The 17910-nt window shown below is 72.2% G+C and carries 20 protein-coding genes; 13 read left to right on the plus strand and 7 right to left on the minus strand.

Translation table 11 applies throughout. The features are described 5' to 3' along the window. Positions 1-235 precede the first annotated feature (235 nt). From WMF11_RS48840 to WMF11_RS48860, 5 genes are all read left to right on the plus strand, one after another. On the plus strand, positions 236-847 hold the full coding sequence (locus WMF11_RS48840) for a response regulator transcription factor (protein ID WP_437905866.1): 612 nt from the start codon (positions 236-238) through the stop codon (positions 845-847). A 46-nt stretch (positions 848-893) separates the two neighbouring features. After that, the gene (locus tag WMF11_RS48845; protein WP_437905867.1) at positions 894-1634 is read left to right on the plus strand and encodes a sensor histidine kinase; all 741 of its coding nucleotides are present in this window, start codon (positions 894-896) and stop codon (positions 1632-1634) included. Between the two features lie 25 nt (positions 1635-1659). Beyond that, on the plus strand, positions 1660-3240 hold the full coding sequence (locus WMF11_RS48850) for a sensor histidine kinase (protein ID WP_437905868.1): 1581 nt from the start codon (positions 1660-1662) through the stop codon (positions 3238-3240). Between the two features lie 22 nt (positions 3241-3262). Beyond that, a complete protein-coding gene (locus tag WMF11_RS48855; RefSeq protein ID WP_437905869.1) occupies positions 3263-3997 on the plus strand; it encodes a response regulator in 735 nt (244 codons plus the stop codon). Between the two features lie 88 nt (positions 3998-4085). After that, positions 4086-4442: a response regulator gene (locus tag WMF11_RS48860; RefSeq protein WP_437905870.1), complete on the plus strand. Its 357-nt coding sequence runs from the start codon at positions 4086-4088 to the stop codon at positions 4440-4442. A 38-nt stretch (positions 4443-4480) separates the two neighbouring features. On the opposite strand, the gene WMF11_RS48865 is transcribed toward WMF11_RS48860, so the two are convergent. Together WMF11_RS48865 and WMF11_RS48870 are read right to left on the minus strand one after the other, a co-directional pair. Beyond that, positions 4481-5632, minus strand: a complete 1152-nt coding sequence (locus WMF11_RS48865; RefSeq protein ID WP_437975642.1) for a methionine aminotransferase — start codon at positions 5630-5632, stop codon at positions 4481-4483. A gap of 13 nt (positions 5633-5645) precedes the next feature. Next, complete coding sequence (locus WMF11_RS48870) at positions 5646-5900, minus strand: hypothetical protein (protein ID WP_437905872.1); 255 nt, start codon at positions 5898-5900, stop codon at positions 5646-5648. Positions 5901-6019: 119 nt separating this feature from the next. Between WMF11_RS48870 and WMF11_RS48875 the strand changes: the two genes are divergently transcribed. From WMF11_RS48875 to WMF11_RS48885, 3 genes are all read left to right on the plus strand, one after another. After that, positions 6020-7372 (plus strand): AAA family ATPase, encoded by a 1353-nt coding sequence (locus tag WMF11_RS48875; RefSeq protein WP_437905874.1) that lies wholly within the window; start codon positions 6020-6022, stop codon positions 7370-7372. Next, a complete protein-coding gene (locus tag WMF11_RS48880; protein ID WP_437975643.1) occupies positions 7372-7917 on the plus strand; it encodes a hypothetical protein in 546 nt (181 codons plus the stop codon). The genes WMF11_RS48875 and WMF11_RS48880 overlap by 1 nt, the downstream gene beginning before the upstream one ends. Positions 7918-7994: 77 nt before the next feature. After that, a complete protein-coding gene (locus WMF11_RS48885; RefSeq protein WP_437975644.1) occupies positions 7995-8720 on the plus strand; it encodes an SDR family oxidoreductase in 726 nt (241 codons plus the stop codon). Between the two features lie 58 nt (positions 8721-8778). On the opposite strand, the gene WMF11_RS48890 is transcribed toward WMF11_RS48885, so the two are convergent. Further along, positions 8779-9396, minus strand: a complete 618-nt coding sequence (locus WMF11_RS48890; RefSeq protein ID WP_437905877.1) for a TetR/AcrR family transcriptional regulator — start codon at positions 9394-9396, stop codon at positions 8779-8781. Between the two features lie 109 nt (positions 9397-9505). Here WMF11_RS48890 and WMF11_RS48895 point away from each other — a divergent pair, with 109 nt between their 5' ends. Both WMF11_RS48895 and WMF11_RS48900 read left to right on the plus strand, forming a co-directional pair. Next, positions 9506-10246 (plus strand): 3-oxoacyl-ACP reductase family protein, encoded by a 741-nt coding sequence (locus WMF11_RS48895; protein WP_437911103.1) that lies wholly within the window; start codon positions 9506-9508, stop codon positions 10244-10246. Between the two features lie 183 nt (positions 10247-10429). After that, the gene (locus tag WMF11_RS48900; RefSeq protein WP_437975645.1) at positions 10430-10990 is read left to right on the plus strand and encodes a hypothetical protein; all 561 of its coding nucleotides are present in this window, start codon (positions 10430-10432) and stop codon (positions 10988-10990) included. Between the two features lie 88 nt (positions 10991-11078). Here WMF11_RS48900 and WMF11_RS48905 read toward each other — a convergent pair whose 3' ends face one another. Next, positions 11079-13199, minus strand: a complete 2121-nt coding sequence (locus WMF11_RS48905; RefSeq protein WP_437975646.1) for a cytochrome C peroxidase — start codon at positions 13197-13199, stop codon at positions 11079-11081. A gap of 139 nt (positions 13200-13338) precedes the next feature. On the opposite strand from WMF11_RS48905, the gene WMF11_RS48910 reads away from it, so the two are divergent. Both WMF11_RS48910 and WMF11_RS48915 read left to right on the plus strand, forming a co-directional pair. After that, a complete protein-coding gene (locus WMF11_RS48910) occupies positions 13339-13782 on the plus strand; it encodes a hypothetical protein (protein WP_437905880.1) in 444 nt (147 codons plus the stop codon). Between the two features lie 327 nt (positions 13783-14109). Beyond that, positions 14110-14790 carry a DUF1826 domain-containing protein gene (locus tag WMF11_RS48915; protein WP_437975647.1) on the plus strand — a complete coding sequence of 227 codons (681 nt, stop codon included), beginning with the start codon at positions 14110-14112 and terminating at the stop codon, positions 14788-14790. Positions 14791-14800: 10 nt separating this feature from the next. Here WMF11_RS48915 and WMF11_RS48920 read toward each other — a convergent pair whose 3' ends face one another. After that, on the minus strand, positions 14801-15151 hold the full coding sequence (locus WMF11_RS48920) for a hypothetical protein (protein WP_437905882.1): 351 nt from the start codon (positions 15149-15151) through the stop codon (positions 14801-14803). A gap of 394 nt (positions 15152-15545) precedes the next feature. On the opposite strand from WMF11_RS48920, the gene WMF11_RS48925 reads away from it, so the two are divergent. Further along, the gene (locus WMF11_RS48925) at positions 15546-16190 is read left to right on the plus strand and encodes a glutathione S-transferase N-terminal domain-containing protein (protein WP_437905883.1); all 645 of its coding nucleotides are present in this window, start codon (positions 15546-15548) and stop codon (positions 16188-16190) included. 97 nt (positions 16191-16287) lie between these two features. Here the strand turns inward: WMF11_RS48925 and WMF11_RS48930 are convergent, their stop codons facing one another. Further along, positions 16288-17094: a hypothetical protein gene (locus WMF11_RS48930; protein ID WP_437975648.1), complete on the minus strand. Its 807-nt coding sequence runs from the start codon at positions 17092-17094 to the stop codon at positions 16288-16290. Then, complete coding sequence (locus WMF11_RS48935) at positions 17081-17869, minus strand: hypothetical protein (protein WP_437975649.1); 789 nt, start codon at positions 17867-17869, stop codon at positions 17081-17083. The genes WMF11_RS48930 and WMF11_RS48935 overlap by 14 nt, the downstream gene beginning before the upstream one ends. Between the last annotated feature and the right edge of the window lie 41 nt (positions 17870-17910).

Consider the following 17910-nt stretch of genomic DNA (forward strand, 5'->3'; position numbering starts at 1 on the left):
CTCAGGAATCGTTCAGGAATCTCTTTGCCGGGGTACGGTGAGTAGTGTAGATTCCTAATCTGCTGCGCCGCTGCTCCGGGCTGGAACGCATCGACACGAGAGCATGGGTGTCGTGCGGCGCCACCGCACAGCCTGGAGCGCGCGGGCCGAGCGCGCGCGACATGACGCGAGGCGTCCTGCCGCCGCTCGCCCGGGCTGCTTCCCGATCACTGCACGAGCACACAAGAGGAGAATCGTGAGCCTGTATGCCCAGGAGAGGCTGCGCGTGCTCGTCGTCGACGACGAGCGGAGGATGCTGGACAGCATCGCGGCCATCCTCGACGACGACGTCGATGTCGAGACCTGCACGTCCGCCCACCGGGCGCTCGAGCTGCTGCAGACAGGCCAGTTCCACGTGGTCTGCTCCGACTACAAGATGCCCGGGATGAACGGAGACGAGCTCCTCAAGCGGGTCGCCGGCCTGCCGTTCTACACGAGCTGCCTGCTGATCACCGGCGACGAGGAGTACATCCGCTCCGGCGAGGCGGGCCGCCACTACGTCATCCTCAAGCCGTTCGAGCCCGCCCGGGTCACCCGGATCGTCCTGGAGCTCGCGCGCCTCGCCCGCGCGCGGCGGTCCGCGGACGCCGGCGCGGGCGCCTCCTCGGCGCGCGAGGCCGCCGCGCCCGCCTCGAAGACGAGGAGGGCCACGCCGTCGCTCAGGCCGCGGGAGGTCCAGGACGCGCCGGTGTCCTCGCAGCGAGAGCGGGTGAGCTCGTACCCGCCCCCGTCCTCCCGCGCGGCGTCGAGCTACCTGGACACGGTGCGGGTCGGAGACGCTGGGCTCCCGGCCCGGACCCTCAAGTGATCGACCGCGGCGGCGAACGCGGCACCCGAGGAGGCCATCCCCCACGATGACGAGCCGAGATCCGCTCGGCGCGGTGGAGCAGACCGCGACGGCCGAGGAGATCGTGGCCACGCTGCGCCACGATCTGCGCAATTGCTTCGGGACGATCCGCAATGCGGCGTTCTTCATCCGGCGCAAGGTTGCCCGGGAGCAGGCCTTTCGGGACGACCCGCGGGTGGAGCAGTTCCTCGACGTCATCGACGAGGAGGCGATCGCGGCGAGCGCGCTCGTCGACGGCGCCGTCGACGCGAACCCGAGCCTCAGGCGGCGGCCGGTGAGCGCGAGCGCCCGCGAGTGCGTCCTCACGGCGGCGGCCTGCGCGCGCATCGCCGAGCCGGGGATCCGCGTCGACGTCGACGCGGCGGAGGGCGTCGTCGAGCTCGATCCGGCCGAGCTCGCCCTGGCGGTCCGGTGCCTCGTCGAGAACGCGGCGGAGTCGATGCCCGGGGGCGGGGTGGTCACGCTGCGCGGGAGCGTGGCCGGCGCGCGCTACCGCATCGAGGTCGGCGACGCGGGGACGGGCGTGCCCGAGCAGGAGCGGGAGGCGATCACGCGCCCGTTCTACACCACCAAGCCGGGCCGCCTCGGCCTCGGGCTCAACATCGCCGGGCGCGTGGCGCGCCGCTATTTCGGGACGCTCACCCTCGGCCGCGGCGCGCCCTCGGGCACGCTGGCCTGCATCGAGCTGCCCCTCGCTCTGGCGCCCGAGCCGCCCGGCGCGGGCGCGCTCGTGGAGGAGCGGCTGTGACGGCGCGCGCGGCCGAGGCGCCGCGATGAGCATCCGGGCCGCCCTCTCGCTGATCTTCGCCGTCGCCGCGGCCGTCGTGCTGCTCGCGACCGGCGCGCTCCACGTCACGTCCGCCAGCATGACGCGGCTCCAGCGGCGCGCCGAGCTGTCGTACGAGGATCTCACCCGCCATGTCACGCTCGCCAACCACGCCGGCCGCTACATGCGGGAAGCCGCGGAGATCTCCCTCGGCGGCGGCGACACCGAGGAGCTCCACCACCTGGCCGGGCTCGTCGCGCGGGACCTGTCCGCGGCGGAGGCGATCGAGCGGGCGCGGGAGCCGCTGGAGCGGGCGCGGGAGCCGCTGGAGCGGGCGTGGGCGCCGCTCGAGCGGGCGCTGATCGAGGGCGAGCGCGCCTCCGAGGCGCTGCGCGAGGCGCAGGAGGGCGACGAGCGCCTGCGCCGGATGCGCGCGAGCTTCGCGGCGATCGCCGGGGGCGTCGACCACGTGTCCCGCATGGCGAGCGCCGGGGATCCGGCGGCCTACCGGAGGTTCGTGGAGCGCCCCGAGGTCGAGTACGAGGAGGGGTTCGTGCCCCAGATCGACGCGGCCATCGCCGACGCGCGGCGCGACGTCGCGCGGAACACGGAGGAGGCGGGCCGCGCAGGCGCCAGGATCAGGATCGCGAGCATCGCCCTGATGACGGCGGCGCTCGTGCTCCTCGTCGTCCTGCTCGGCGGGCTCCTGCGCTCGATGGCGCGCGGGTTCGGCGCGCTCGCGGAGTGCTCGCGGCGCATCGCCGGAGGCGACCTCGATTACCCGCTGCCCGACCTGGGAAAGCACGAGTTCGGGCGCATGGGCGCGGCGCTCCGCCACATGGCCGAGAGCCTGCGCGAGGCCCAGGCGTCGAGCGTGCGCGTCGAGCGGCTCGCGGCGATAGGGCAGCTCGCGGCGAGCGTCGGGCACGAGCTCCGCAACCCGCTCGGCGCCATCCGGAACGCGACGCACTACCTCAAGAAGCGCCTCGCCGGGACCGAGGTCGGCGCGGAGCCGCGCGTCGCCCAGCTCCTCGCTCTGATGGAGAAGGAGCTGCTCTCGTGCAACCGGATCATCGGCGATCTGCTGGACTTCGCGCGTGAGCGCAGGCTCCGCCGCACCGCCTGCCCGCTCGCGCCCCTCGTGGACGACGCCATGTCGGTCGTCACGCCGCCCGCGCACGTGCGCCTGGAGAACCTCGTGCCGGCGGCGCTGCCGGTGCCGAGCCTCGACAAGGACCAGTTCCGGCAGGTGCTCGTGAACCTGATCCAGAACGCGGCCGAGGCGATCCCGGCCGAACGCGAGGGGTGGGTGCGCGTGGTTGGACGTGTGTGCGACCAGGCCGTGAGCCTCGTTGTGGCCGACAACGGGGAGGGGATCGAGGAGGAGCACCTCGCGAAGATCTTCGAGCCGCTCTTCAGCACGAAGCTGAAGGGGACGGGCCTCGGGCTCGCCATCACCGCGGGGATCGTCCGCCTGCACGGCGGCACGATCGCGGTGGAGAGCGCGCCCGGGGCGGGGACGACGTTCACCATCCGGTTACCGCGCGCCGCCGCACCGGAGGTACACTCCTCTGTGCAGCCCGCGTGACAGCGGAGGGAGACGGCCGTCGATGCAAGGGACCGGACCGGTGCTCGTGGTGGACGACGAGGAGGGGATGCGCGCCACGCTCGCCGCGAACCTCGAGCTCGAGGGGTACGAGGTCGTCGAGGCGCGGGACGGGGCGCACGCGCTCGAGCTCGTGAGGCGGCGGCGCTTCGCGCTCGTGCTGAGCGACGTGAGGATGCCCGGCCTCGACGGCGTCGCGACGTTCCGGGAGATCAAGCGGCTCCAGCCGGAGCTCACGGTGGTGCTGATGACGGGCTTCGCGCGCGAGCAGCTCATCGAGCAGGGCATCGGCGAGGGCGTCTACGCGGTCATCTACAAGCCCTTCTCGATGGAGCACCTCATGCGGATCATCGCGCGGGCCCTCTCGTCGCGCGGCGTGCTCGTCGTGGACGATCTCCCCGCGGTCGCGGAGTCGATCGTGGCGGGGCTCAAGGCGGCCGGGCTGCGCGCGGAGGCCGCGTACGACGGGCACACGGCCATCCAGCGCGCGCGGGACGCGGCGGTCGACGTCTGCGTGCTCGACCTCCGGATGCCGTCCCTGGACGGCGTGAGGACGCACGAGCAGATCCGGCAGCTGAGCCGCGGGATCACGGTGATCGCGATGACCGGCCACGCGACGCCGGAGATGATCCACGCGTTCACGAGCCAGGGCGGGTATGCCTGCCTCCACAAACCGTTCGAGGTGCGCGAGCTGATGCACACGATCGCGCGCGCCAGGAGCGACCCGGGGACGTGCTGAGGGCCGCGAGACATGGCGCCGGGCGGCGGCGTGCGCTGCGACCTGCCTGGCCGCGACCGCGCCGGCCGCGCGGGCGGAGGAGGGCGGCGTGAGCGTGACCGTGCTCCTCGTCGACGACGACGCGTCGTCCCGGTTCGTGCTCGCGACGCTCCTGGAGGACGAGGGCTTCCAGGTGGAGGAAGCCGGCTCGTTCGCCGAGGCCGGGCGGAAGATCGCGGCGGAGGGCGCGCGGTACGACCTCGCGCTGCTCGACCAGAACCTCGGCGACGGCCACGGCACCGATCTCGTGGCGGTGCTGCGGGCGCGCCTGCCGCGCGCGAAGGCGGTGCTGATCAGCGGCAGCGGCGACGACGCCCTCGGCGACGCGCCCCCGCCGGACGCGGTGCTCTCGAAGGGGATCGGCTTTCCGGATCTGCTCGATCGGATCCGGCAGCTGCTCGGCTGACGCGCGTAGGCGCCACGCGGGCCCGCCGCGGCGGGCCCTCAGACCCGGCGCAGCCGCTCCGCCGCGCGCTCGAGCGTCTCGTCCCGCTTGGCGAAGCAGAACCGCAGGACGGGCCCGGGCTCCACGCCGGAGAGGAACGGGGAGATCGGGATCGAGGCGACGCCGTGCTCGCGGATGAGGCGCAGCGCGAAGTCGGCGTCTCGCTCCGTCGTGATCTCGGAATAGTCAACGAGCTGGAAATACGTGCCCTCGCACGGCAGGGGGCGCAGCCGCGAGCCCTCGATGAGCTTCAGGAACCGGTCGCGCTTTGCCTGGTAGAAGGGGGCGAGATCGGCGGCGAGCGGATCGCGCGCCACGACCTCGGCATACGCGTGCTGGATGGCGCCGTTCACCGCGAACGTCACGAACTGGTGCACCCGCTGGATCTCGGCCGAGAGCGCCTGCGGCGCCGCGCAATAGCCCACCTTCCAGCCGGTCGTGTGGTACGTCTTCCCGAACGAGCTGATGACCACCGAGCGATCGGCCAGCTCTGGATACCGCGCGAGGCTCTCGTGCCGGCGGCCGTCGAAGAGGATGTGCTCGTACACCTCGTCACCGACGACGAGGGCGTCGGTCCCTTCCAGCACCCGCCCGAGCTCGCGCATGTCGTCGGCCGACAGCATCGTTCCGGTCGGGTTGTGCGGTGAGTTGATGAGCAGGAGCCGCGTGCGCGGGGTGATCGCGCGCCGCACCTCGTCCCAGTCGACGCGGTAGTCCGGAAAGCGGAGCGTGACGAACACGGGCGTTCCGCCGTTCAGCAGCACGGCCGGCGCGTACGAGTCATAGCAGGGCTGGAACAGGATGACCTCGTCCCCGGGGCGGACGAACGCCGTGATCGTGCTGAAGATGCCCTCGGTGGCGCCCGAGGTGATCGTGATCTCGGTCGCCGGATCGTAGCGGCGGCCATAGAGCCGCTCGATCTTCATCGCGAGCGCCTCGCGCAGGGCCAGCACGCCCGGCATGGGGGCATACTGGTTGTGGCCGGCGCGCATGTGGCGGGCGACGGCCTCCACCAGCTCCGGCGCGCAGTCGAAATCCGGGAAGCCCTGCGACAGGTTGATGGCGCCGTGCTCGTTCGCGAGCCGCGTCATCACCGTGAAGATGCTGACGCCGGTCGACGGCAGCTTCGATGGGAGCGCGGGCGTGGTCATGGCGGGCTATATATCACCCCTTCAGAGCGGCCGCGCTCCCCGGCAGCGCGCCGCGGAGCGCGAGCGCCGCGACGGCCGACGCCGAGGCCAGGCCGACCGCCACGAGCAGGAGCCAGGGCGCCGCGCCGACCCTCCTGGAGCTCCCGTCGAAGAGCCGGTCGATGATCAGGTTGCCCGCCGCGGCGGAGAGCCCCGCCGCGAGATAGAAGATACCGTAATGAACGTCCAGGCGGCGTTCCCCGGCGAGCATCGGGATCATGTTCATCATGATGCCGATCCGGTGCGCGATGCTCGCCACTGGACGGCGGTCCGTCGGGCAGGTGCGGTCCGCTCGGGTCGGTGCATCTGGACCGCGGGGCCGCGGTATGGGACAGTGCGCCCGGCAAGATGGCGAAGGACGAGCGGACGAAGAAGGCCTCCCCGCAGTCGAAGCCGGCACCGCCAGCCGCCGGCATCAGCGCTATCGCGGTCGAGGGGTACAAGTCGCTGCGGCAGCGGACGGAGGTCGCGATACGCCCGTTGACGCTCCTCGCCGGCGCGAACAGCTCCGGTAAATCGAGCGTGATGCAGGCGCCGCTCCTTCTCAAGCAGACCCTCGAGGCACCCTACGATCCGGGTGCGCTCCTGCTCGACGGGCCGCATGTGCGGTTCACCGCAGCAGAGCAGTTGCTCTCGCGAAGCGGGAAGAAGCGCATGAGCGAAGGCTTCGCGATCACGATGGTGGTGACCGGGGGCGGCAAGGTGACGGTGCGTTTCAAGCGGCAGCCTGGAATGGGCTTCGACCTCGTGGAAATGTCCTCGACGCGACCAGGCGAACCGCCCTTCACGGTGCGGGCCGGAGCGTCTCGCGACGAGATTCTTGGTTCCCTACCCGGAGGTGGTGGCGAGCAGGCCGCCACATTGTTTCAAAGCATCTCCGTTGTTCGCGATCGTTGCTTCCTGACGGTCCGAGCCGAGGGAAAGCGCACAGGCCCTCTTGCTGGTGTGGCGGGAACGGTGATGGGCCCGGCGCGGTGGATAGACACGGCGCTGCTAGGCATCATTCACGTACCCGCGCTTCGTGGCAATCCGACGCGCACCTACAAGACATCGGCTGTGGGGGGCGTCTTCCCCGGCACATTCGAGCCTTACGTGGCCAGCATCATCCATCACTGGCAGATCACCAAGGACATCCGACAAAAACAGCTCGGGGCGGCGCTGGAGAGGCTCGGGCTGACGTGGAAGGTCGAGACCTCCCGCATCGACGACACGCAGGTCGAGCTGCGCGTCGGGCGCCTCCGCCGGGGGGGTCGCGGGGGGGCGCGTGATCTCGTCAGCATTGCCGACGTGGGCTTCGGCCTGTCGCAGTGCCTGCCCGTGGTCGTGGCGCTCCTCATCGCGCGCCCCGGCCAGCTCGTCTACCTCGAGGAGCCGGAGATTCACTTGCACCCGCGGGCGCAGGTCGCGCTCGCGCAGATCCTGGCCGACGCCGCGAACCGCGGCGTGCGCGTCGTCGCAGAGACTCACAGCTCTCTCTTGCTGCTCGGCGTGCAGTCGCTCGTCGCCGAAGGAGCCCTCTCTCCCGATCGTGTGGCGCTCCACTGGTTCTCCCAGACCGAGGACGGTGCAACCGAGGTCCGGAGCGCGGAGCTGGACGACGCGGGCGCGTTCGGGGACTGGCCCGAAGACTTCGCCGAGGTCGCGCTGGCCGCGCAGAGCCGGTATCTGGACGCCGCCGAAGCGCGGCTGGCCGGGCGTTGATGCGCGCCAAGGCGTCTCGGCGCCTCGTCATCGATGCCTCGGTGGCCCGCGCGGCGGGCGGAAAGGGCGCGACGTACCCGCTGTCCAAGCGCTGCCGCGATGCCCTGACCACGGTGCTCGACGTCTGCCATCGGGCCGTCATGCCCCCTGCCATCCGAGACGAGTGGAACAAGCACCAATCGGTGTTCGCGAGCCAGTGGCGGGTCTCCATGGTCGCCCGCAAGAAGCTGCTCTTGGAGGACGTGCCTGCAGATCCCTCGCTGCGCAGGGAGATCGAGGCCGCCCCGGCGACGGAGCCGGGCCGCGAGGCGATGCTGAAGGACGTCCACCTGGTCGAGGCGGCGCAGGCCGCAGATCGGACGATCCTCTCCCTGGACGACACGGCGCGAGGCCTGTTCGCCGGCGCGTCGCGGCGTGTCCGTGCGCTGCGGACGATCGTGTGGGTCAACCCGGGGGCCGAGGGCGACCGCGCTTTGGCTTGGCTCAAGGCCGGCGCTCCGCCTGAGGCCGGGCACCGGCTTCGCGCCGGCGAGCCGCGCCCGTGATAGCGTGCCTCCCGCCGGCGCGGGGAGCGGCGCTCCGTTCCTCTCCTCTGCGCGCGGCGGAGAGAGAGGGGGACACCGTGCGGCTGAAGGACAAGATCGCGCTCATCACCGGGGCGAGCAGGGGAATCGGGAAGGCCAGCGCGCTCGCGCTGAGCCGGGAGGGGGCCGTCGTGGTCGGCGTGGCGCGCACCACGGCCGATCTGGCGGCGCTCGAAGGGGAGATCCGCGAGGCGGGCGGCCGCGGGCTGATGATCGAGGCCGACGTCACCCGCGCCGCGTCCGTCGCCGCGTGCGTGGAGCGGGCGGTCCGCGAGCTCGGGCGGGTCGACATCCTCGTCAACAACGCGGGCATCGGCGGATACCGGCCCTTCCTCGAGTGGTCGGAGGACGACTACGACCGCATCATGGCGACGAACGTGAAGGGGACATGGCTGTTCTGCCGCGAGGTGATCCCCCACATGCGCCGCCAGGGCGGCGGCCACATCATCAACGTCGCCAGCGTCGCCGGCCTGCAGGGCTATCCGAGCGAGGCCATCTACTGCGCCTCCAAGTTCGCGCAGATGGGCCTGACCCAGGCGCTCGATCGCGAGTTCTGGCAGGAGAACATCAAGGTGAGCGCCGTCTGTCCGGGCGGCGTCGAGACGCACTTCGCCCTCGGCGACGGGCGCACCGCCGGCTCGGACCGCATGCAGGGCTTCTCCACGCCGGACGACGTGGCCGAGGCCGTTGTGCTCGCCGCGCTGCCGCGGGACCGCTCGCGCATCGTGCAGATCGTCATGCGGCCGATGAACGAAGCCACGTAGAGGGTGGGCTCGCCTCGCGCGCGCCGCGCGCATCGCCGCGCGTTCAGACCGCGCGCGCTCAGACCGCGGCGCGCGGCCTCGCCAGCGTCTCCCAGGCGGCCATCGCGCAGTCGACGATCGCCCGGAGCGCCTCGCGCGAGGCGCCGTCGCGGGCCTGGAGGGAGAGGCCCTGGAGCACGGTGGTGTAGAAGGCGGCGAGCGCCGCCGTGTCGGTGCCCGCCGGCACGTCGCCCTCGGCGACGCCGCGATCCAGCCGGCGCCGGAGCGCGTCGAGCGCCGCCCGCCGGCACCCGGCGAGGTAGGCGCGCACGCGCTCGTTCTCCGGCGTGCCGAGCGTCGCGGCGAGCACGATCATGCAGCCGCTCGGCTTGCCCGGCGTCGCGTACCCCTCCACGTTGCCGCGCAGCATCGCCTCGACCGCCCCGCGCGCCGTCGGCTCGTCGCTCATGGCCCGGTTCGTCGCCGCGCCCTCGACCTCGCTGTAGAGCGCCACAGCCTCGCGAAACAGCGCCTCCTTGCAGCCGAACGCGGCGTAGAGGCTCGGCGAGTTGATGCCCATCGCGGCCGTGAGATCGCTGAGCGAGGTGCCCTCGTAGCCCCGCTCCCAGAACACCTCCATCGCCCGCCGCAAGGCGGCGTCCCGATCGAAGCTGCGAGGGCGCCCTCGTCCGACCATCAGCGAGACCTTTCTGTGTTTCTGTGACGATCGATAAAAAAACCGATTGACCACCGGTCACGGGACAACGTATATATTCTGTATCGATCTGTACAGAAAAGAGGTAGCGATGGCGGAGTTTGCAGGCAAGGTGGCGCTGGTGACCGGGGGCAGCCGCGGGATTGGCGCGGCGATCGTCAAGCGGCTGGCGCGGGGCGGGGCGGATGTGGCGCTGACGTACGTGAGCGCCGCGGACAAGGGGCGGTCGGTGATCGCCGACGTCGAGGCGGCGGGTCGGCGGGGGATGGCGATCGCGGCGGACACAGCGGATCCGGCTGCGATCGTCGCCGCGGTCGAGCGGACGGTGGCCGAGCTCGGCAGGCTGGACATCCTCGTCAACAACGCCGGTGTCGCCATCATGGCGCCGCTCGAGGCCGTGACGCTCGCGGACCTGGACAAGACGCTGGGGATCCATGTGCGGGGCGTCTTCCTCGCCTCGCAGGCCGCGGCGCGGCACATGGGCGCCGGCGGGCGCATCGTCAGCATCGGCAGCTGCCTCGCCGACCGGGTGCCGGGGCCGGGAATCACGCTGTACTCCATGAGCAAGACCGCGCTGGTCGGCCTCACGAAGGGCCTCGCCCGCGATCTCGGGCCGCGCGGCATCACCGCCAACCTCATCCAGCCCGGCCCGATCGACACGGACATGAACCCGGCCAACGGCGCCGGAGCGGATGGGCAGCGGAGCATGCTCGCGCTCGGTCACTACGGCAACACCGACGACATCGCCTCCACGGTCGCTCATCTAGCCGGCGAAGGCGGGCGCTTCATCACCGGAGCGACGATCACCATCGACGGCGGGTTCTCGGCCTGAGGGGGGCCGCGCGGCCCGCGCTGGGCGCCGGTCGCGCGGCCATCACAGCGACTCCAGGGAGGTACGGCGCGGTGCCGTCGAGTTGTCCCAGGAGCATCGGTATCTGCCGACATTCGATATTTCGCGGCGCCGGCGTCGGCAAGCGAGATCGCAGCTCGATTCGACCTCTGAGCGCAGCCCGGCATGGCGCCGCCACCCGGCGTGGACGCCGTCTACCAGCGCACGGTCGCGGAGCTCCGGGCGCGCGGCAGCGTGCTCTGGCTGGTGTTCGCCCCGCTGGCGCGAGACGCGACCGCGGCGGCGCTGCGGGAGGTCGTCGCGGAGATCCACGCGGGGGCAAAGGCCGCGGCGGAGCGGGCCGAGCTGTACACGGCGCTCCTGGTGACGGCCGCCATCGATCCCTGGGGGCATAATCTGCGGAAGGAGCTCATCGACATGGTGGAGGACAAGGAAGAGGGGCTGCTCCGGCGCACACCGATCATCGGAGAGATGATCATCGAGGCCGAGCGACGAGGCGAGCTGCGAGGCGAGCTTCGTGGCGAAGAACGAGCACAGGAGGCGATCGCAGAGCTGCTCGGCCGCCTCTTCGCGCGGCGGATCGGGCGACGGCCGACGGCTGACGAAGCGCGTTTGATCCTCGAGCGAGCCCGCGCGAACGGCCCGGGGGAGGTCACGGATGCCTTGCTCGATCTCGAGGGTGAGGCGCTGGTTCGCTGGCTCGCGGAGCCGATCCGCCACGCGTGAGCTCCCGCGAGAGGCGTGGAGATCGGGCGCGTGGCCGTCGAGCGTCGCCCCGCCCGGGACGACGCGGTTCAGGCCGGCCGCGCCTCCCTCAGAGCGACTCCAGGTAAGCGACCAGGGCGCGCCGCTCCCCGGCCGACAGGTGGGCCGTGTGGCCCATGGAACCGTCCACCCCCTCGACCAGCGCGAGCAGCGTCGGGTACCGGCCGTCGTGGTAGTACGGCGCGGAGCGGCCGACGAAGCGCAGCGAGGGCGTCTCGAAGGAGCGCTCCGTCTCGAAGCGCGTCGCGCTCCGCACGTCGTGCCGCGCGCCGTCGGTGGTCAGCTCGTCGCCGACATGGCAGCTCGAGCAGCCCGCCTCGCGGGCGTGGAAGAGCTCCTCGCCGCGCGCCGCGAGGGCGGCGCGGGCGCCGGCCGCCGGCTCTGCGGCGCCGGCCGGCGCCGCCGCGAGCGCGGCGCGCCCCTCGGCCGTGAGGACCGCCGCCTCGGCGGGCGGATCCATGCCGCGGAGGTACGCGAAGATGGCGTCGCGCTCCTTCGCGCTCAGGCCGGTGCCCGCGAGCCGGGACATGGTGCGGGCGAAGTGGCTCTCCAGGTCCTTCTTGCCGCCCTCCCAGCCGTACGGCGCGGTGCCGTCGAGCCGCCCCATGAGCATCGGCGTCTGGCGCGGGCCCTCCGGCGTCGACCAGGTGAGCGCGTCGTCGCGGCCGTCGGGGTGGCAGCTGGCGCAGGCGCGGCCGTCGAACGCGACGCGACGGCCGCCGGCCGCGTGGAACAGCCGCTGGCCCTCCGCGCGCTGCTCGTCGAGGCGCGACGCGCGGGGCAGGGCGATGACCGGCAGCTCGCCCGCGAGCTCCTTGCCGGCGGCGCCGATCGCGGTCGGCCCCGGGTCGCGCGCGGCGGGCAGGATCGTCAGCGCGCCGTCGAACCGGGAGAAGACCACGGCGCGCCGGCGCGCGCCGTCGACCGCGATGGCGGTGGGCCCGGCGCCCACGCGGGCGCGGAAGAGCTCGCGATCCCGCACCGATCCGGTCCGCTGCGGCTTGCCGGGGATCTGGGCGCGGGCGTCGTAGGCGATCACCTCGTCGTGGCCGAGGCACGCGACGAGCAGCACCTCGTCCCCGGGCTCGATCGCCGCCGCCCGCGGGAGCCGGCAGCCGCGGAGCCCGAGGTGGGCCGAGACCGGCGGGACGTCCGCGCGTTCGCCCATCGCGTCGACGACCGCGATGTGCTCGATCACGGTGTGGACGAGCGCGCTGCCATAACCGCCGGCGCCCGTGGTGGGCCCCGGATCGACGAGCGCGATGGGCGCGAAGACCGCGCCGCTCGCCGCGCGCGCCAGCGCGAAGCCCTGGGAGCCGCGGCGATCCACGTTCACCGTCGGGCGGCGCATCTGGAACGGCGTGCCGTCTTCCAGATCGAAGGACACTTTCCGCGACGGCCCGCTCGAGCTGCGGGGGAAAGGCTTGGCGAGCTTCGACGTCGATCTCGGGGCGCGCCGCTCCACCCCGTCGGTCGACAGCTCCCGCGCGCCGGTCGGCGCGCCGCCTTCGCCGAGCGTCACGACGCTGATGCGGCCGCCGACCGCGTGGGAGACGAACGCGCGCCGGCCGTCGCTCGACGCGACGACCGCGCTGGGATCCCGCGCGAGCGGGAGCTCGCCGGTGCGCCGGAGATCGGCGGTCGCGAGGCTGGTGAGCGCGTGGCCCCAGCGGCTCGCGACGAGCAGCGTGGCGCGGTCCGGCGTCATCGCGAGGCCCACGGGCTCGCTCGCCACGGGCACCAGGCACCTTCGCTCGAGCGGGGCGGCAGGGCCCACCGGCTCCAGCACCTCGAGAAGGGCGCGGTCGCGCAGCGAGGCCACGACGCGGCCGTCGCCCAGCACGATCACCTGGGCGGGCCGGCCCGCGAGCGGCGTGCGCGCGAGCGCGGCGCGGGCGTCGATGTCGACGGTGTGGAGGGCGGCGTCGTCCTCGTCGGCGACGAAGGCGAGGGTGCGCCCGCCGATCTCCGCGAGGGCGACGCCGGAGCCGGCGTGGGTCGCGTCGAGGGGCGCGGGCGCGGGGCCCGCCGCACGCCGGGCGCAGATGGGCGGCGGCGGCGCCTCCGCTGCGGCACGAGGGCTGGGCGGCGGCGCCGGGGCCGGGTCGCGCGGGGAGGGGGTGCAGGCGAGGGCGAGGAGGGCGAGGGCGGTCGGAGCGGCGGCTCTCATGCGTGGACCATCGGCCCAGCGGGCGAGAGTGTGACAGACGCGTCGCCGCGGGGTCGTCGCTCGCCTGGCCTGGCCTGGCCGGGCTGGAGCGCCGAAGGATGAGGCTGCCTGTCCTCGCGAAGGGCCTACACTGGGATGCATGCCCCTCAGCGACGACATCCCCGAGTGGAAGGCGCTGCGAGACACCTTGAGCGATCTGGTCGCCCGCGCTGGCGCCGCCGCCGCGGCCGTGATCGATGAATCGAACAACATCTGGTGTGCCTGGCCGGTCGCGCCCACGGTGCTCCCGCTCGCCGCGCGCTTTGCCGAGCGGGAGATGGCCGCCCGGTCGGGTCCACCCTTGCGGCGGGGCGGCCGGCTCCGCGTGGCTCGCCCCGCCGCTCCTCCCGAGGACTCGTACCTCGCCGAGTCGTTCGGAGGGATTTACGTGCTGGTGTTATGGTTCAAGGGTCCGTTCGACGCTGATTTCCAGCGCGCTCGTTTGCGGCGCGAGCTCCCCCGGATCGAGGCGCAGACGGTCGCGCTGCCGCCTCCGGAGGGGCCGGAGGCCGGCGAGGGCGCTGCGAGGATGCGCGTTCCGTAGAGCGGGTAGCTGCCGTCTGGAGGCCTGCCGCCTGAAATGGCTTCTTCGGACCCCGGCTCGATCCGCGTCATAGATGACGTGTTCCCAGTCAGGAGGCGAGTCGTTCAGGTCGTTGTCTCCGCAGCGGTAGCTCACGTCGAGCGATCCATCCACCGGTTGCCAGCACATCCGCTGGACCTGCTGGCAGCGACATCACTACATCGAGTTGCCTTTTGATGCAACTTGGTTGCATCAACGCCGTGCCCCATGGCATCCTGGTTCGCGATGCTTCGTCGCGGCAGGGTGGCTCATGTCGCGGCGCCTACACGGAAGGCCAGACAAGACGTGATGACGACAACGACCGCTGAGGAATACGAGGATTTCGCATCGCCGCGCGCGGCGCCAGCCAGCTCGACGCGCATCGTGACGGAGCTCGTCGACCTGGCCGAGCTCGCGGCGCCCGAGGTGAGCGTCTGCGTGCTGCGGCGGGGCGTCGACCCCGACATGGACGGCTTCGTGCGCGAATGGCTTCTGCCACGGCCGCTCGCCGAGACGCTCAGCGTCGATCCGGCCGCGCCCGATCTCGCGGCGCTGGCTGCTGGAGCACCCCCCTCGCCCGGCCGTGAAGCGTTCCTCGAGGACGTGCGCGGGCTGATATCGCTCTTCGCGGATCTCACGGGCTGCCCGCGGGTCGGCCTACGGCTCGCGCGGCTCGACAAGCCCATGTGCCCTCGTCTCCACGCCGACATGGTGACCGCCCGCCTGGTGACCACCTATGTCGGGCCTGGGACGGAGTGGGCAGAGCACGCCGACGTCCGGCGGGACCGGCTCGGACATCGCGCCAACGGCGTCCCCGACGAGGTCTCGGGGGTGCTGCGCGCCGGCGCGCGCCTCCGCCGGATGGAGCCGTTCGACGTCGGGCTGCTCAAGGGAGAGGCGTGGCCGGGCAACCAGGACCGCGGCGCGGTGCACCGGTCGCCGCCCGGAACGTCGCCACGTGTCGTCGTGACGCTCGACGCCCTGGCCTGAAACCGCGGCGCTACGCCGTCAGCTGTACGTCGCCGTGATGGTCGCAGTGCCCGCCGTGCGGGTGGTGCAAGTGGCCGTCGACGAGAAAGTCCACGTGATCTCCGTGAGGGACAGCGGGGTGCCCGCAGTCGTCTCCGTGCGCGTGCTTCACGTCGTGCCCTGAGCACGCGTGGTTCGGGGTGCACTGTGCAGGGTTCTCCTCGTTCACCGAGAGGACGTGCTCGTCGACATGGTCGTCATGCCGGTGGTGCAAGTGGCCATCGTGCAGGTAGTCGACGTGGTCACCATGACGTATCGCCTGGTGTCCGCACGCCTGGCCGTGATCGTGCGCATGCTCATCGTGCGTCGCGTGGTCCTTCATCCTGGTCTCCTTGTCGAGCGCGGGAAAACGCACAGCTGTGAAAGGTGAAGAGGCTGATTGCATCAACCCCTGAAGCTCGACTTCTCGGCTGGCAGACACGAGAAATTGGGCTCCAGGTGACCAAACCTACTCGCACGGCGTGCGGTGGTCATCGAAAATTCGCGTGAGGCGGCAATCGCCTGGACAGGCACGGCTCCCGGCCAGCCTTGCCGCTGCTCCACCTGCCAGAGCACTCGCCTCCCCGTGGGATGCTTGACGGCGCGGGTCGGACGCCAGCTATGCTACCGCTCCACGGTGCGTGGGAGCCGCACGACGGGGCCGGCTCGGAGCTCGAGGCGATCCACGCGTCGGACCCTCATCGACGCTGAATGGTCCCTGGATCGGAGGAGCAAGCATGTCAGAGGCTCTGGGAGAGCTCGTCAAGCCCGTCATCGTCGGCCGTTCCAGCTCGCACTTCACGCGTGTCACGCGGATCTTCGCCGTGGAGATGGGGGTCGACCATTCGCTCGAGGTCGTGCGGGACCTCATGTCGTCCAACGCGGCGGACTACGCGGGCAACCCCGCGCTCAAGATGCCGGCTCTCCGGACATCCCGCGGCGTGTGGTTCGGCGCGCTCAACATCTGCCGCGAGCTGTCGCGGCAGTCGAAGCGCGCGGTACGCACGGTATGGCCGGAGGACCTCGACCAACCCCTCCTCGCGAACGCCCAGGAGCTCGTCGTTCATGCGATGGCGACGGAGGTCGGGCTGATCATGGCCGGCGCCGCCGGGGCCAGCGACGGCAGCGCGCACCATGCCAAGCAGCGAAACAGCCTTATGAACACCATGTCATGGCTGGAGGACAACGCGGGTCACGCGCTCGCCGCGCTGCCGTCGGACCGGGATCTGAGCTATCTGGAGGTCGCGCTGTTCTGCCTCGTCACGCATCTGGAGTTCCGGCGCGTCCTGCCGACCGAACCCTATCCCGCGCTGAACGGCTTCTGTCGAGAGTTCGCGGCGCGGGCATCCGCCGCCGAGACCACCTACCGGTTCGACCCCTGAGCGCAGCCCCCCATGGCGCCGCCACCCGCCCGACGCGCGTACCTCCTGCGGGGAGCCCGTGACTTCGGCCTCCTCCTCACCTGGCGAAGGCGCCCGCTCAGATGCCGTGGCCGATCTCCACGCCGAGGACTCCGCTGAACCCGAGGTAATCGTCTCGCACCAACGTGTCGAAGCCGGGGACCGCCGTGAAGCTCGCGCCCACGTAGGGCCTGAACCACGGCGCGTCGTCCGGCTGGTACCCGAGGCGCAGCCCCGTATCGACGACCACGCCGAGGAAGGAGTCCTTGCCCGCGAAGAGCTCGTCCTCCCACGCGCTCACGCGGCGTCCGTCGGGCGTCTTGCGATCGTTCCCTTGCAAGTAGAAGCCGAACCCGCCGTAGCCGACCGTGATCGGGATCTGGACCGCCAGCGCTTCCGCGAAGGGCAGCCGGAACGAGAGCCCGACGTGCGCGCCCAGCATGGATCCGTCGGACTTGAGCTCGAGCGTGCGTTGCCCCTTGTAGGTCTGCCCTCCGGGCAGCGCGACGTCGAAGGTGGCAGGATTCATGGGCCCCGGCCGCGCGAGCCCACCCAGGCCGAGGCGCACCAGGCCGTTGGCGAAGGTCACGCCGGCGGCGAACGCCGGCCCGTGCGACACGTGTCCTCCCAGGCCCATCACGCGCCACTCGAGGTCGACGAAGCCGCCCACCGGGACGTCCGGCGCGGGCCGGCGCGCGCCCAGCGCGTCCGCGGCCCCGGGCGGCCCGGCATCGAAGGCGCCCGCGCCGGCGCGCTCGACGGCCCCGGACCCGGCGTCCGGAGCCTGCGCGTCGGCCCGCGCGGCCCCGAGCAGGAGCGCGAGGCACGCGCTCGACGCGAGCGTCATGAGGTGAAGGCGGTGGCCGCGGCGGTCAGTGAGCGACACGGGAGCCTCCTTGTCCGAAAGCGAAGCGCGCTCCGAAAGAGCCCTCGAGCAGGAACTTGCCGTTGTCGCCGTTGAATCCAAAGGTGCCTCCCGCGCTGGCGTCGAGGGTGAGGAGAACGTGCTCGGACACGGCGTAGCCGGCGCCCGCCGTCAGGACCTGCGCCACGTCGGCCAGCTCCGTGGTCGGATCGAGCTCCAGCTCGAAGCCGACGGTGGCCCCGGCGCGGAGCAGCCACGCCTCGCCGAGCGCGACGTGAGCGACCATCGATAGCTCGTCGACGTGCCGGAGCGCCGACGCGGGCGCGCCGCCGCCTCCCCCGTTGCTGCCTCCGACATCCCGGAGCGCCAGGAACCCCGTCTTGAGGCGCAGATCGAGCTCGAGCGGGCCGTGCGTCACGAGCGGCATCAGGAAGACCGCAGCGCCCGAGGCGCCGCTCGCGCCTGTCACCGTTCGCCCTCCCATGTACGCTCGCTCGAGGGCCCAGAAGGAGGCAGCGGCTCCGAGCTGCGCCCCACCCGCGAGGCGCACGCGGCCGTCGAGCTCCAGGCCGCCGCCCGTGTCCCTGCCCACGAGGCGTGATCCAAGGACGAGGCGAGCCTCCGCGGGCACCGGACCCGCGGAATCGGCGCCGCGGGGCGCGACCTCCGGCGGCGGGGATGCCCCCGTGGCCTCGGCTGCGCGGGCGCCCAGAGGCGGCAGCAGCGCGCTCAAGAACGCGAGGAGGCGGAGCAGACGGCCCCGCCTCGGCCCATCGAACGTGTGGCGTACGAGCATGCACGCAGGATGGCCAGCGCCCGCTCATGCCGGTAGCGATA

Source organism: Sorangium sp. So ce295, from assembly GCF_051527405.1.
Classification (GTDB): domain Bacteria; phylum Myxococcota_A; class Polyangia; order Polyangiales; family Polyangiaceae; genus Sorangium; species Sorangium cellulosum_B.

Bases quoted from the DNA above. Each gene is read 5' to 3' on its own strand.
- WMF11_RS48900 (WP_437975645.1), top strand. From the start codon at position 10,430: ATGGCGCCGCCACCCGGCGTGGACGCCGTCTACCAGCGCACGGTCGCG.
- WMF11_RS48855 (WP_437905869.1), top strand. From the start codon at position 3,263: ATGCAAGGGACCGGACCGGTGCTCGTGGTGGACGACGAGGAGGGGATG.
- WMF11_RS48920 (WP_437905882.1), bottom strand. From the start codon at position 15,151: ATGAAGGACCACGCGACGCACGATGAGCATGCGCACGATCACGGCCAG.
- WMF11_RS48845 (WP_437905867.1), top strand. From the start codon at position 894: ATGACGAGCCGAGATCCGCTCGGCGCGGTGGAGCAGACCGCGACGGCC.
- WMF11_RS48915 (WP_437975647.1), top strand. From the start codon at position 14,110: ATGACGACAACGACCGCTGAGGAATACGAGGATTTCGCATCGCCGCGC.
- WMF11_RS48865 (WP_437975642.1), bottom strand. From the start codon at position 5,632: ATGACCACGCCCGCGCTCCCATCGAAGCTGCCGTCGACCGGCGTCAGC.
- WMF11_RS48935 (WP_437975649.1), bottom strand. From the start codon at position 17,869: ATGCTCGTACGCCACACGTTCGATGGGCCGAGGCGGGGCCGTCTGCTC.
- WMF11_RS48895 (WP_437911103.1), top strand. From the start codon at position 9,506: ATGGCGGAGTTTGCAGGCAAGGTGGCGCTGGTGACCGGGGGCAGCCGC.
- WMF11_RS48850 (WP_437905868.1), top strand. From the start codon at position 1,660: ATGAGCATCCGGGCCGCCCTCTCGCTGATCTTCGCCGTCGCCGCGGCC.
- WMF11_RS48875 (WP_437905874.1), top strand. From the start codon at position 6,020: ATGGCGAAGGACGAGCGGACGAAGAAGGCCTCCCCGCAGTCGAAGCCG.
- WMF11_RS48870 (WP_437905872.1), bottom strand. From the start codon at position 5,900: ATGATGAACATGATCCCGATGCTCGCCGGGGAACGCCGCCTGGACGTT.
- WMF11_RS48925 (WP_437905883.1), top strand. From the start codon at position 15,546: ATGTCAGAGGCTCTGGGAGAGCTCGTCAAGCCCGTCATCGTCGGCCGT.
- WMF11_RS48890 (WP_437905877.1), bottom strand. From the start codon at position 9,396: ATGGTCGGACGAGGGCGCCCTCGCAGCTTCGATCGGGACGCCGCCTTG.
- WMF11_RS48910 (WP_437905880.1), top strand. From the start codon at position 13,339: ATGCCCCTCAGCGACGACATCCCCGAGTGGAAGGCGCTGCGAGACACC.
- WMF11_RS48880 (WP_437975643.1), top strand. From the start codon at position 7,372: ATGCGCGCCAAGGCGTCTCGGCGCCTCGTCATCGATGCCTCGGTGGCC.
- WMF11_RS48905 (WP_437975646.1), bottom strand. From the start codon at position 13,199: ATGAGAGCCGCCGCTCCGACCGCCCTCGCCCTCCTCGCCCTCGCCTGC.